This window comes from Pseudomonas sp. Irchel 3F6, assembly GCF_900187595.1.
In the GTDB taxonomy this organism is placed as follows: Bacteria; Pseudomonadota; Gammaproteobacteria; order Pseudomonadales; family Pseudomonadaceae; genus Aquipseudomonas; species Aquipseudomonas siliginis.
Window position 1 is genome coordinate 533,592 of the sequence record NZ_FYDP01000003.1, and the last position, 12,918, is coordinate 546,509.

The window sequence follows — 12,918 nt, forward strand, 5'->3', positions numbered from 1 at the left end:
CAAGTTAAACATGAATGGGGCGGTAAGGACTAATCGCAGGGCTGGGCGGTAGGTTTCCTACAGCGCCCGAGGAGGTTTATGACGCGGGTTTTGTGAGATTCGTTCACTGCGCCAAGCAAGAATCAAAAGCCCCTCACCCTAACCCTCTCCCAGAGGGAGAGGGGACTGATTGGGGGATGTTCAGAATGTGCGCCAACCTGTGGAAACCGTGCCGAATCCATAATCGACCCGGTATTTCAGGTCGATGTATGACGCAAAACACCTCGGTCGGCCCCCTCTCCCTCCGGGAGAGGGCTGGGGTGAGGGGAAAAGGATTCCACGGCCTACTTCTGCGTCCCGTCATCATGCTGCAGATTCGCCTGCGTCAGATTCGCCCCCGCCGGCACGCTGCGCGTCAGCCAGACGTTGCCGCCAATGGTCGAGCCCTTGCCGATGGTGATCCGTCCGAGAATCGTCGCCCCGGCATAGATCACTACGTCATCCTCAACGATGGGATGACGCGGATGGCCCTTCTGCAACTGGCCGTCCTCATCCGCCGGGAATCGCTTGGCCCCCAGCGTCACCGCCTGATAAATGCGCACCCGCTCACCAATGATCGCGGTTTCGCCAATCACTACGCCTGTGCCGTGATCGATAAAGAAACTGCGGCCGATCTGCGCGCCCGGGTGGATATCGATGCCCGTCGCCGAGTGCGCGATTTCCGCGCTGATCCGCGCCAGCAGTGGCAGTCCGGCACGGTATAAATGGTGCGCCAGGCGATGGTGAATCACCGCAAGAATGCCCGGATAGCACAGCAGCACTTCATCAACGCTGCGCGCCGCCGGGTCGCCGTGGTAGGCCGCCAGCACGTCGGTGTCGAGCAGCGTGCGCAAACCCGGCAATGCGAGGGCAAAATCCTGCACGATCTGAATGGCGCGGGTCTCGACTTCACTGTCGTCCTGCGCGCTGTGGCGGGCAACGTAACGCAGCTCCAGGCGCGTCTGCGCCAGCAATGCATTGAGCGCTACATCAAGCGTGTGGCCGACGTAGAAGTCTTCACTTTCTTCACGCAGATCGACCGGCCCCAGACGCATCGGGAACAGCGCGCCACACAGCGCCTCGAGGATTTCCGCCATCGCCGCTCGCGATGGCAATTCGCGGCCGCCCTGCTCCCCTGAAGCCCGGCCATTCTGTGCGCGCCACTGATCCCGCGCGCTGCGCAGCTGGCTGACGATGGTCTGCAATTGCCAATGGCTGGAACGCTCGCTCACGGTAAAGACTCCTCACGGGCGGCCGGACTGTCTGGCCGCGTCAACGGCGCCTACTTTACGGCATGCCTTTGCCGACGAATTAAGAACCGATAGTGCTGGCCTCAGTCCATTTGGCTATAAGCGATTGGCGGTTGCCCGTGCAAAAACGCGTGCCTATAGTCCTTTCATTCTTCTGCGCCAGTACGGACCCATGATCAAACAACAGCTGCAACGCTTCCCCCGTCTCGAACTGCTGAGCCACCCCACGCCGCTGGAAAAACTCGAGCGCCTGTCCACCTGGCTCGGTCGCGAGGTGTACATCAAACGCGATGACCTGACGCCGCTGGCGATGGGCGGCAACAAGCTGCGCAAACTCGAATACCTGGCCGCCGACGCGCTCGCGCAAGGTGCTGACACGCTGATCACGGCCGGTGCGTTGCAATCGAACCACGTGCGCCAGACCGCCGCGCTGGCCGCGAAACTCGGCCTCGGTTGTGTGGCGCTGCTGGAAAACCCGCTCGGCACTGATGATGGAAATTACACCGGCAACGGCAACCGCTTGCTGCTGGATCTGTTCGACACCAAAGTCGAGCTGGTCGACAACCTCGATAATGCCGACGAACAACTGGCCGCCCTGGCCGTGCGCCTGCGCAGCAACGGCAAGAAGCCGTATCTGGTGCCGATCGGCGGCTCCAACGCCCTTGGTGCTCTGGGTTATGTGCGCGCCGGGCTGGAACTGGCTGAGCAGATCAAGGACAGCGGCCTCGATTTCGCCGCTGTGGTGCTGGCTTCAGGCAGTGCCGGTACTCACAGTGGTCTCGGACTGGCGCTGAGTGAGGTGCTGCCGCAACTGCCGGTGATCGGCGTGACCGTTTCGCGCAGTGAAGAAGATCAGCGCCCGAAGGTTCAGGGTTTGGCCGAATGCACCGCTGAGCTGCTGGGCATCGAGTTGCCGGCCAGTTTCAAGGTCAAGCTGTGGGACGAATATTTCGGCCCGCGTTACGGCGAGCCGAATGCCGGTACTTTGGCGGCGGTGAAACTGTTGGCGGCTCAGGAAGGTCTGTTGCTTGACCCGGTGTACGCCGGCAAGGCCATGGCCGGCCTGTTAGACGGGATTGGCCGGCAGCGATTCGATGACGGCCCGATCATCTTCCTGCACACCGGGGGCGCGCCGGCGTTGTTTGCCTACAAGGATTTTCTGTAAGAGCAGATCAAGAGATGGTGATTGTTCCCCACGCAGAGCGTGGGAATGATCTTATGCAGAAAGTGAATATAAAAATTGATATTAAGTATTTTCAAGTCTAACGATCACATCTTATAGTCTCGCCGCAGGCGAATTTCGGGCGAGACGCTTAAGCTGCTTTAAGGCAGGATAGCGCTGTCGTTCAAATCACCAATTTGCCTACATTCCTTAAGCGTCTTCCATAAGAAAACACAGGGGCTTGTCATGAATTTTTCCGCACTACGTCGCACTCTGCTGGTCGGTTCGCTGGGTCTGGCACTGAGCGCCGGCCTGATCGGTCAGGCAGTGGCCGGTGAGCAGTTGCAACAGATCAAGGACAAGGGCGTTCTCAACGTCGGCCTGGAAGGCACTTACCCTCCGTTCAGCTATGTCGACGAGAACGGCAAGCTGTCCGGTTTCGAAGTGGAGCTGTCCGAAGCCCTGGCGCAGAAACTTGGCGTCAAAGCCAAGATCCGGCCGACCAAATGGGACGGCATCCTCGCCGCACTGGAATCCAAGCGTCTGGATCTGGTGGTCAACCAAGTGACCATCTCCGACGAGCGCAAGAAGAAGTATGACTTCTCCGAACCGTACACCGTCTCCGGCATCCAGGCCCTCGTGCTGAAAAGCAAAGAGTCGGCGCTGAACATCAAGACTGCCGCTGACCTGTCCGGCAAGAAAGTCGGTGTCGGCCTGGGTACCAACTACGAGCAGTGGGTCCGCGCCAACGTGCCGGGTGCTGACGTGCGCACCTACGATGATGATCCGACCAAATTCGCCGACCTCAACAACGGTCGTACCGATGCCATCCTGATCGACCGTCTGGCTGCCCTCGAATACGCCAAGAAAGCCCCGAAAACCGTAGCTGCCGGTGAGGCCTTCTCGCGTCAGGAATCCGGTATCGCCCTGCGCAAAGGCGAGCCTGAACTGCTGGCTGCGGTGAACAAGGCGCTCGACGAACTGCGTGCTGACGGCACTCTTGAGAAACTGTCGAAGAAATACTTCAACGCAGACGTCACTAAATAATGGAAGAGGCTTTCCAACTCGCGCTGGATTCCGCGCCCTTTTTGTTGAAGGGCGCGTACTACACGGTAGTCCTCAGCCTCGGCGGGATGTTCTTCGGTCTGCTGCTGGGCTTCGGCCTCGCGCTGATGCGCCTGTCGCGCTTCAAATCGGTCAGTTGGCTGGCCCGCATCTACGTGTCGTTCTTTCGCGGCACGCCGTTGCTGGTGCAGCTGTTCGTGATCTATTACGGCTTGCCGCAACTGGGCATGGAGCTTGATCCGCTGCCAGCAGCGCTGATCGGTTTCTCGCTGAACATGGCCGCCTACGCCTGTGAAATCCTTCGTGCCGCGATCGGTTCGATCGAACGCGGTCAGTGGGAGGCTGCTGCGAGTATCGGCATGACCCGCGCGCAGACCCTGCGCCGGGCCATCCTGCCGCAAGCGATGCGCACGGCATTACCGCCGCTGGGCAACAGCTTCATTTCGCTGGTCAAGGACACGGCGCTGGCCGCGACCATTCAGGTGCCGGAGCTGTTCCGTCAGGCGCAGCTGATTACCGCCCGGACTTTTGAAGTCTTCACCATGTATCTTGCCGCCGCGCTGATCTACTGGATTCTGGCCACGGTGCTTTCGCACTTGCAGAACAAGTTGGAAGAGCGGGTCAATCGGCACGACCAGGAGTCCTGACGCGATGATTGTCGTGGAAAAACTGACCAAGCAATTCAAGGGACAGGTCGTGCTCAACGGCATCGACCTTGAGGTAAAGGAAGGCGAAGTCGTCGCGATCATCGGTCCCAGTGGTTCGGGGAAAACGACGTTCCTGCGCTGCCTGAATTTCCTCGAAGAACCCACCAGCGGCCGGATCAAGGTCGGCGATATCGAAATCGATACCAGCCGTCCGCTGAACCAGCAGCAAAGTCTGGTGCGCAACCTGCGCCAGCACGTCGGCTTCGTGTTCCAGAACTTCAACCTGTTCCCCCATCGCACCGCTTTGGAAAACGTCATCGAAGGCCCGATCGTGGTCAAGAAGATGCCGCGCGACCAGGCAGTTGCTCTGGGTAAAAAGCTGCTGACCAAAGTGGGGCTTGCCGGCAAGGAGGACGCGTATCCGCGCCGGCTTTCCGGTGGCCAGCAACAGCGCGTGGCAATTGCCCGGGCGCTGGCGATGGAGCCGGAAGTCATTCTGTTCGACGAACCGACCTCCGCCCTCGACCCGGAACTGGTCGGCGAAGTGCTGGCGACCATCCGCGGTCTTGCCGAAGAAAATCGCACCATGGTGATTGTCACCCATGAAATGGGTTTTGCCCGTGACGTGGCCAATCGCGTGGTGTTTTTCGACAAGGGCGTAATTGTTGAACAAGGTGAAGCCAAGGCACTGTTTGCCAACCCGAAAGAAGAACGCACCAAACAGTTTCTCAGCAAGTTTCTGAATCACGCCTGAGAACTTTCTCTGCCACAGCCCTCAACTTCCACGGACGGAAGTTATCCCTCCCCCGGCATTTCATTCTTCTAAATATTTATTACTTGTGCGCGCAGATATACATTGCGCAACGATGACGCACGTTCTCGACTCGTCATATTTCCACACGTTTGCCGGTGAACGAACCCGCACAAAACGCCGCGAAACCGCTGTTTATCTGTAGCTGATTTCGCGCTTACGCCTAGGCTTAGTGCCTCGATGACGTAGGAGCTTTCTGATTAACTTGTAATTTACGCATTAACTAATCCCCTCTATTGACACCCCTCTCCGCAGACTTTTATCTAGTCGGCAACCGGCGCCCATTAGTTCAAACAACCCGCACTAATACCGAGCAAATACTTGTCGCTTTTATTGCCAGTTGATTCGCGCCTTTTTTGTTTTCCAGAAACGGATTTCGCTGCAAGACTTCAAGGAGAGAAACCGATGACCCGCACTTCGCACACACCCGAACTTGCAGCGCCAACGCTGGCATGCGCACAAAAAACCGGCATCAACCTGGCAACGGCAGCTCACCTGCTCATCGACGTGCCGCCCTACTGCGACATGGACGTTGGCGATCTGATCGAACTGTTCTGGGACAAATGCTATGTCGCGTCAAAAGTCCTCAGCGCGGCCGATGTGGGCGAGTCGGTCAGCCTGCGGGTGCCGGAGAGTTTCATTGCCAATGGCACCGCGCGCATTCACTACCGCGTGATGCAGGTCGGCCAGGGCCCCGCGCTTTCGGCAACGACGCGGATACAGGTCAAACTCGATTGCCCGGGTGGCCAGCCCGCTGCGCACTGCGAAGATGAAAACCAGCAACTGGCACCGGTGATCATCCCCGAAGCGATTCGCCGCCAGGGCGTCAACCCCAGCCAGATCAAACGCGGCGTGCCGCTGACTATCGAGCCTTATCTGAACATGGCCGAAGACGACGCCATCACATTGCGCTGGGGTGATGTGCGCATGGATCTGGCGGCGCTCACTGCGGCCGACGTCGGGCTGCCGATTCAGGTCTGGGTGCCACCGGCGGTCATTGTCGAAGCGGGCGAAGACCTGCGGCTGGACGTGACCTACTGCATCCTCGACCGGGTCGGTAACAACTCGCGCTGGGCACCGCCGCGCACACTCAAAATCGGTTGCGTGAATCCGTACGTGAAAGTCCCGTTGAAGCCCGAATTCAAGGCCGCTGAATCACGTACCAAGTGAGACCTGCTCAAGGTGGGAGGTCAGTTATCTCTCACCTGAACCTCGTTAACCAAGCCGAACATCCACCCTTCTATGCATATTCCTAAAAGTTAGTTCATTTAATTTTTATACACGCTTAGGGTATATGCACCGGACCACCGGACATTCTTTCAATCGTCGCACTCCGCGGCGTTTTTCATGAGATGTGAGGTAGGTATGGTCCGGAACACAATCACCCCAGTGCAGATCGCCAGGGCATTGCGTGCAGCCAGGGAGCGGCACTGATGTCCAGTCTGGCAGATGCGAATCTGCAGTCCGATCTGGACATCGCCCCACTGTTGTTGCCCGCGCAAGTACTGCGCAACGACGCTCAAGCCATCAAGGCCGCCCACGAGCTGGCGCAGGCCGCCCGCGTGCAGGCGGCCAAACGCGACCGTCAGCGCAAGCTGCCATGGTCGGAAATCGAACAGTTCACCCGCAGCGGTCTGGGCAGCATTGCCATCCCGCGCGAATACGGTGGCCCGCAGGTTTCCTTCGTCACATTGGCTGAAGTATTCGCGATCATTTCTGCCGCCGACCCGGCGCTCGGACAGATTCCGCAAAACCAGTTCGGCATCATCCATCTGGTGCTCGGCACCGCTACCCAAGCGCAGAAAAAGCAGCTGTTCCAGAGTGTTCTGGAAGGTTGGCGCATCGGCAATGCCGGCCCGGAACGCGGCACGAAAAACACCTTGGAACTGAAGGCGCGAATCAGTGCAGATGGCGACGACTACGTGATCAACGGCCAGAAGTTCTATTCCACCGGCGCCCTGTTCGCCCACTGGGTCGCGGTGAAAGCGCTCAACGATGACGGCAAGCAAGTGCTGGCCTTCGTCCGTCGCGGCACGCCAGGTTTGCGCATCGTCGATGACTGGTCGGGTTTCGGCCAGCGCACCACCGCCAGCGGCACGATCCTGCTGAACAACGTACGCGTCGAGTCGAGCCTCGTCATCGACAACTGGAAGATCAACGACAAGCCGAACACCCAAGGCGCAGTGTCGCAGCTGATTCAAGCGGCCATCGACGCTGGCATCGCCCGTGGCGCCATCGACGACGCCATCGACTTCGTCAAAAGCCGCGCGCGACCATGGATCGACGCCAAGGTCGAGCGCGCCAGCGATGACCTCTACGTGATCGCCGATATCGGCAAACTGAAAATCGAACTGCACGCCGCCGAAGCGCTGCTGCGCAAGGCCGGGCAAGTGCTCGATGAAGTCCACGCCGCGCCGCTGACTGCCGAATCCGCCGCACGCGCTTCGATCGCCGTGGCCGAAGCAAAAGTGCTGACCACCGAGATTTCGCTGCTGGCCAGCGAAAAGCTCTTCGAACTGGCCGGCAGCCGCGCGACCCTCGCCGAATTCAATCTCGACCGCCACTGGCGCAACGCCCGCGTGCACACCCTGCACGACCCGGTGCGCTGGAAATATCACGCAGTCGGCGCCTATCGCCTGAACGGCACTTTGCCGGCTCGCCATTCCTGGATCTGAGACGACCAGTCATCTGGAGAACCCCCTATGACGCTTTCCCATCACGTCGCGCTCATCACCAGCGATGAGCAAGCCCTGATCGTCGCCAGCGACCTGGCCGAAGATTTCAAACGCGACAGCGCGATCCGCGACCGCGAACGCCGCCTGCCATTGGCCGAGCTCGAAGTGTTTTCCCGCTCCGGCCTGTGGGGCATCAGCGTGCCAAAAGACTACGGCGGCGCGGGCGTATCCAACGTCACCCTGGCCAAAGTCATCGCCCTGATTGCGCAGGCCGACGGTTCACTCGGGCAAATTCCGCAGAACCATTTCTACGCACTGGAAGTGCTGCGCGTGAATGGCAGCGATGAACAGAAACAACGTCTGTACGCCGAGGTCCTCGCCGGTCAACGCTTCGGCAATGCGCTGGCAGAACTGGGCACCAAAACCGCTCACGACCGCGTCACCAGCCTCGAACGCGACGGCGCTGGTTATCGCATCAACGGTCGCAAGTTCTACTCGACCGGGGCGATTTACGCGCAGCGCATTCCGACGTCGGTGGTCGATGAAAACGGCGTACAGCAACTGGCCTTCGTCCCGCGCGAGAGCAAGGGCCTGACGGTGATCGACGACTGGAGCGGCTTCGGCCAGCGCACCACTGGCAGCGGCTCGGTGGTGTTCGAAGATGTCTATGTAGCGGCCGAAGATGTGCTGCCGTTCCAGAGCGCTTTCGAGCGCCCGACCACGGTCGGCCCGCTGGCGCAGATTCTCCACGCCGCCATCGACACCGGCATCGCCCGCGCCGCTTTCGAAGATGCCTTGCATTTCGTGCGCAGCAAGACCCGTCCGTGGATCGATTCCGGCAACGACAAGGCCACCGAAGATCCACTCACATTGAAGAGCTTCGGCCACTTGAGCATTCGGTTGCACGCCACCGAAGCCTTGCTCGAACGTGCCGGCGAAATCCTCGATGCCGCGCAAGCCGAAACCAACGCCGAAACCGTCGCCGCCGCATCGATCGCGGTTGCCGAAGCGCGGGCGATCAGCACGGAAATTTCCCTCGCCGCCGGCAGCACCCTGTTCGAACTGGCCGGCAGCCAGGCGACGCTGAGTGAACACGGCCTCGACCGGCACTGGCGCAACGCCCGAGTGCATACCCTGCATGACCCAGTGCGCTGGAAATATCACGCAGTTGGCAATTATTACCTCAACGACGAAAACCCTCCGCTGCGAGGGACGATCTGATGAGCGCTGCGAAAAAGAAAATTCTGCTCAACGCGTTCAACATGAACTGCATCGGCCATATCAATCACGGCCTGTGGACGCATCCGCGCGACACTTCGACCCGCTACAACACGATCGAATACTGGACCGAACTGGCGCAGTTGCTTGAGCGTGGATTGTTCGATGGCTTGTTCATCGCTGACATCGTCGGCGTCTACGACGTCTACCAGAACTCGGTGGACGTCACGCTGAAAGAGTCGATCCAGTTGCCGGTCAACGATCCGCTGCTGCTGGTTTCAGCGATGGCCGCCGTCACCAGAAACCTCGGCTTTGGCCTGACTGCCAATCTCACTTACGAGCCGCCGTATCTGTTCGCCCGACGCATGTCGACGCTCGATCATCTGAGTCGCGGCCGGGTCGGCTGGAACATCGTCACCGGTTACCTGGACAGCGCCGCCAAAGCCATGGGCCTGCGCGAACAGGTCGAACATGACCGCCGCTACGACCAGGCCGAAGAATATCTGCAGGTCTTGTACAAGCTCTGGGAAGGCAGCTGGGAAAACGGCGCGGTGCTCAACGACCGCGAGCAGCGCATCTACGCCAATCCGGAAAAAGTGCACAAGGTCGAGCACAAGGGCGAGTTCTATCAGGTCGAGGGTTATCACCTCTGCGAGCCGTCACCGCAGCGCACGCCGGTATTGTTCCAAGCCGGCAGCTCCGATCGCGGCTTGCTCTTCGCCGGGCGTCACGCCGAATGCGTGTTCATCAGCGGCCAGAACAAACCATCGACCAAAGTGCAGGTCGACAACGTCCGTGCCAGCGCGGTCGAAGCCGGGCGCAATCCTCAAGACATCAAGGTATTCATGGGCCTCAATGTGATCGTCGGCGCCACCGAAGAAGCGGCGTGGGCCAAGCATGCCGAGTACCTGAGCTACGCCAGCGCCGAGGCCGGCGTGGCGCATTTTTCCGCCTCCACCGGCATCGACTTTGCCCAGTACGAAATCGACGAACCGATCCAGTACGTGAAGAGCAACGCGATTCAGTCGGCGACAAAAAACCTGCAGAACAACGACTGGACCCGGCGCAAATTGCTCGACCAGCACGCCCTCGGTGGTCGTTACATCACCGTGGTCGGCTCGCCCGAGCAGGTAGCGGATGAACTCGAATCGTGGATCGCCGAGACCGGTCTGGACGGCTTCAACCTGACCCGCATCGTCACCCCGGAAAGCTATGTCGATTTCATCGAACTGGTGATTCCCGAGTTGCAGCGGCGCGGCTCGTACAAGACTGCGTATGAGGGCGGGACCTTACGCGAGAAGTTGTTTCACGGTGAGGCGCAGTTGCCTGAGCAACATGCCGGCTCTTCGTACCGACGCTAAAAGCATCGCTGGCAAGCCAGCTCCCACAAGGGTCTGCGGCGCACACAAAACCTGTGGGAGCTGGCTTGCCAGCGATGAGGCCACAACAGGCACCACAAATCTTATGCACTGACTGGAAAACTCATCATGACCAAAAAAACCCTGTCCCACCCAGTCAAAGCACTGGCTCTGGCCTTCGGCCTGTTCAGCTCGGCGGTATTCGCTGCGGATGCGCCGCTGAAAATCGGCACCACCGCCGCTTTTGCCATCCCGCTGGAAGCCGCCGTCGAGGAAGCCTCCAAACAAGGCCTGAAAGTCGAACTGGTGGAATTCACCGACTGGATCGCGCCCAACGTCAGCCTCGCCGCTGGCGACATCGATGTGAATTACTTCCAGCACATTCCGTTCCTGGAAAACGCCAAAGCCGCGTCCGGTTTCGATCTGGTGCCATTCGCTCCTGGGATCATTAACAACGTCGGTCTGTATTCGAAGAAATACAAAAGTTTCGATGAACTGCCCGAAGGCGCCAGCGTCGCCATCGCCAACGACCCGATCAACAGCGGACGCGGTTTGCAATTGCTCGCCAAGGCCGGGTTGATCACCCTGAAACCGGGCGTCGGCTACAAAGCCACCGAGGACGACATCGTCGCCAATCCGAAGAACATCAGGATCCTGCAGGTCGAAGCCGTGCAACTGGTGCGCGCGTATGACGACGCTGATCTGGTCCAGGGTTATCCAGCCTACATCCGTCTGGCGAAGACCTTCGATGCCGGCTCGGCGCTGCTGTTCGACGGTCTCGATCACAAGGAATACGTGATCCAGTTCGTCATCCAGCCGAAGAGCAAAACCGACCCGCGCCTGATCAAGTTCGTCGACATCTATCAGCATTCGCCGGCCGTTCGCGCGGCACTGGACAAGGCCCACGGCAAGCTCTATCAGGCCGGCTGGGAAAGCTGAACATGACCGCAGCGATCCAACGGCGACTGGAGCTTCCAGAGCCACACAATGCTGAAAAAACCGAGCTGCACCCCGAGTTGAATCGCGCCCACGTACGCTTTATTGGCGTGGGCAAAACCTACGACGGCCGGCAAGGTCCGGTCGCGGCTTTGCAGGGCATCGACCTGGCGATTCAGCGTGGTGAAGTGTTCGGCATCATCGGCCGCAGCGGCGCCGGCAAGTCGTCGCTGATCCGCACGATCAATCGCCTGGAACAGCCAACGTCGGGGCGGGTGCTGATCGATCAGGTCGATATCGGCGAGTTCGATGAAGACCGCCTCGTCGCTCTGCGCCGGCGTATCGGCATGATCTTCCAGCACTTCAATCTGATGTCGGCCAAGACCGTCTGGCAGAACGTCGAGTTGCCACTGAAAGTCGCCGGCGTGCCGAAGGAACAGCGCGACAACAAGGTGCGCGAACTGCTCGAACTGGTCGGCCTGCAAAGCAAGCACAAGGCCTACCCGGCACAACTCTCCGGCGGGCAGAAGCAGCGTGTCGGCATCGCCCGCGCGCTGGTGCATGACCCGGACATTCTGCTCTGCGATGAAGCGACATCGGCACTCGATCCGGAGACCACGCAGTCGATCCTCGGCCTGTTGCGCGAGATCAACAAACGCCTCGGCCTGACCATTGTGCTGATCACTCACGAAATGGCAGTGATCCGCGACATCTGCGATCGCGTCGTCGTGCTTGAGCATGGCCATGCGGTCGAGCAAGGGCCGGTGTGGCAAGTGTTCGGCAATCCGCAACACGAGGTCAGCCAGACCTTGCTCGCGCCGCTGCAACACGCCTTGCCGGAAGAATTGCAGAGCCGTTTGCTGACGCAGTCAACGGCTTCAAATGCAGCGGTGGTGTTGCGTTTGCAGTTCACCGGCAGTGCCGCTGATGAGCCGGATCTGGCCGCGTTGTTTGCGGCGTTGGGTGGCCAAGTGAAGCTGCTTCAGGGCGGCGTGGAAAGGATTCAGGGTCACGCACTGGGGCAGCTGTTGCTGGCCGTCAGCGGCTCGGCGTTCAGCGCCGGGCAATTGCGCGAACGCGCCGGGCAATGGGCGCAACGAGTGGAGGTATTGGGCTATGTGGTTTGATCGCTTGCTGCAGGGTTTTATCGACACTTTCCTGATGGTCGGCGTGTCGTCGCTGATCGCGCTGCTGGCGGGGATTCCCATGGCGGTGATTCTGGTCACCAGTGACAAGGGCGGGATCTATGAGGCGCCGCTGTTGAACCGTGCGCTGGGCGCCTTCGTCAACCTGTTCCGCTCGATCCCGTTCCTGATTCTGATGGTTGCGCTGATTCCGTTCACCCGCCTGATCGTCGGCACCACCTATGGCGTGTGGGCCGCTGTGGTACCGCTGACAATCGCCGCAACGCCCTTCTTCGCACGGATCGCCGAAGTGAGTCTGCGCGAGGTCGATCATGGTCTGATCGAAGCCGCGCAGGCCATGGGTTGCCGGCGCTGGCATATCGTCTGGCATGTGCTGCTGCCCGAGGCGCTGCCGGGGATTGTCGGCGGTTTCACCATCACCCTGGTGACGATGATCAATTCGTCGGCCATGGCTGGGGCAATTGGTGCTGGTGGGCTGGGGGATATAGCTTACCGCTACGGCTATCAGCGCTTCGACAGCCAGATCATGTTGACGGTGATCGTCTTGCTGGTGGCGCTGGTGGCGGTGATTCAGTTGGGTGGGGATCGGTTGGCTCGGGGGTTGAACAAGCGGTGAAGCAGACTCTTTGCTTC

The 12,918-nt window shown here is 59.9% G+C and carries 12 protein-coding genes; 11 read left to right on the forward strand and 1 reads right to left on the reverse strand.

The genetic code is table 11. The annotated features are described in order from the left end of the window. Positions 1-323: 323 nt before the first annotated feature. The gene (gene epsC, locus CKW30_RS14025) at positions 324-1,250 is read right to left on the reverse strand and encodes a serine O-acetyltransferase EpsC (RefSeq protein ID WP_024011175.1); all 927 of its coding nucleotides are present in this window, start codon (positions 1,248-1,250) and stop codon (positions 324-326) included. A gap of 190 nt (positions 1,251-1,440) precedes the next feature. On the opposite strand from epsC, the gene CKW30_RS14030 reads away from it, so the two are divergent. The 11 genes from CKW30_RS14030 (at position 1,441) to CKW30_RS14080 (ending at position 12,901) form a co-directional block, all read left to right on the forward strand. After that, positions 1,441-2,433, forward strand: coding sequence for a D-cysteine desulfhydrase (locus CKW30_RS14030; protein WP_095181106.1), 993 nt, complete (start codon positions 1,441-1,443; stop codon positions 2,431-2,433). A 243-nt stretch (positions 2,434-2,676) separates the two neighbouring features. After that, positions 2,677-3,477 (forward strand): cystine ABC transporter substrate-binding protein, encoded by an 801-nt coding sequence (gene tcyJ / locus CKW30_RS14035; RefSeq protein ID WP_095181107.1) that lies wholly within the window; start codon positions 2,677-2,679, stop codon positions 3,475-3,477. After that, positions 3,477-4,142, forward strand: a complete 666-nt coding sequence (gene tcyL / locus CKW30_RS14040; protein ID WP_016772200.1) for a cystine ABC transporter permease — start codon at positions 3,477-3,479, stop codon at positions 4,140-4,142. The genes tcyJ and tcyL overlap by 1 nt, the downstream gene beginning before the upstream one ends. A gap of 4 nt (positions 4,143-4,146) precedes the next feature. Continuing rightward, positions 4,147-4,896, forward strand: a complete 750-nt coding sequence (gene tcyN / locus CKW30_RS14045) for an L-cystine ABC transporter ATP-binding protein TcyN (protein WP_076565047.1) — start codon at positions 4,147-4,149, stop codon at positions 4,894-4,896. Positions 4,897-5,358: 462 nt separating this feature from the next. After that, positions 5,359-6,123 carry a hypothetical protein gene (locus tag CKW30_RS14050; RefSeq protein ID WP_095181108.1) on the forward strand — a complete coding sequence of 255 codons (765 nt, stop codon included), beginning with the start codon at positions 5,359-5,361 and terminating at the stop codon, positions 6,121-6,123. 263 nt (positions 6,124-6,386) lie between these two features. Next, complete coding sequence (locus CKW30_RS14055) at positions 6,387-7,628, forward strand: SfnB family sulfur acquisition oxidoreductase (RefSeq protein WP_095181109.1); 1,242 nt, start codon at positions 6,387-6,389, stop codon at positions 7,626-7,628. Between the two features lie 27 nt (positions 7,629-7,655). Further along, positions 7,656-8,849: an SfnB family sulfur acquisition oxidoreductase gene (locus CKW30_RS14060; protein ID WP_095181110.1), complete on the forward strand. Its 1,194-nt coding sequence runs from the start codon at positions 7,656-7,658 to the stop codon at positions 8,847-8,849. Then, on the forward strand, positions 8,849-10,207 hold the full coding sequence (locus tag CKW30_RS14065; RefSeq protein ID WP_095181111.1) for an LLM class flavin-dependent oxidoreductase: 1,359 nt from the start codon (positions 8,849-8,851) through the stop codon (positions 10,205-10,207). Before CKW30_RS14060 ends, CKW30_RS14065 begins: the two co-directional genes overlap by 1 nt. Before the next feature lie 126 nt (positions 10,208-10,333). Further along, positions 10,334-11,143: a MetQ/NlpA family ABC transporter substrate-binding protein gene (locus CKW30_RS14070; RefSeq protein WP_095181112.1), complete on the forward strand. Its 810-nt coding sequence runs from the start codon at positions 10,334-10,336 to the stop codon at positions 11,141-11,143. 2 nt (positions 11,144-11,145) lie between these two features. Further along, positions 11,146-12,267: a methionine ABC transporter ATP-binding protein gene (locus CKW30_RS14075; protein ID WP_095181113.1), complete on the forward strand. Its 1,122-nt coding sequence runs from the start codon at positions 11,146-11,148 to the stop codon at positions 12,265-12,267. Continuing rightward, positions 12,257-12,901, forward strand: a complete 645-nt coding sequence (locus CKW30_RS14080) for a methionine ABC transporter permease (protein WP_016772208.1) — start codon at positions 12,257-12,259, stop codon at positions 12,899-12,901. Before CKW30_RS14075 ends, CKW30_RS14080 begins: the two co-directional genes overlap by 11 nt. Positions 12,902-12,918: the final 17 nt, after the last annotated feature.

Bases quoted from the DNA above. Each gene is read 5' to 3' on its own strand.
- tcyJ (WP_095181107.1), top strand. From the start codon at position 2,677: ATGAATTTTTCCGCACTACGTCGCACTCTGCTGGTCGGTTCGCTGGGT.
- tcyL (WP_016772200.1), top strand. From the start codon at position 3,477: ATGGAAGAGGCTTTCCAACTCGCGCTGGATTCCGCGCCCTTTTTGTTG.
- CKW30_RS14050 (WP_095181108.1), top strand. From the start codon at position 5,359: ATGACCCGCACTTCGCACACACCCGAACTTGCAGCGCCAACGCTGGCA.
- CKW30_RS14065 (WP_095181111.1), top strand. From the start codon at position 8,849: ATGAGCGCTGCGAAAAAGAAAATTCTGCTCAACGCGTTCAACATGAAC.
- CKW30_RS14055 (WP_095181109.1), top strand. From the start codon at position 6,387: ATGTCCAGTCTGGCAGATGCGAATCTGCAGTCCGATCTGGACATCGCC.
- CKW30_RS14030 (WP_095181106.1), top strand. From the start codon at position 1,441: ATGATCAAACAACAGCTGCAACGCTTCCCCCGTCTCGAACTGCTGAGC.
- CKW30_RS14060 (WP_095181110.1), top strand. From the start codon at position 7,656: ATGACGCTTTCCCATCACGTCGCGCTCATCACCAGCGATGAGCAAGCC.
- CKW30_RS14075 (WP_095181113.1), top strand. From the start codon at position 11,146: ATGACCGCAGCGATCCAACGGCGACTGGAGCTTCCAGAGCCACACAAT.
- tcyN (WP_076565047.1), top strand. From the start codon at position 4,147: ATGATTGTCGTGGAAAAACTGACCAAGCAATTCAAGGGACAGGTCGTG.
- CKW30_RS14070 (WP_095181112.1), top strand. From the start codon at position 10,334: ATGACCAAAAAAACCCTGTCCCACCCAGTCAAAGCACTGGCTCTGGCC.
- CKW30_RS14080 (WP_016772208.1), top strand. From the start codon at position 12,257: ATGTGGTTTGATCGCTTGCTGCAGGGTTTTATCGACACTTTCCTGATG.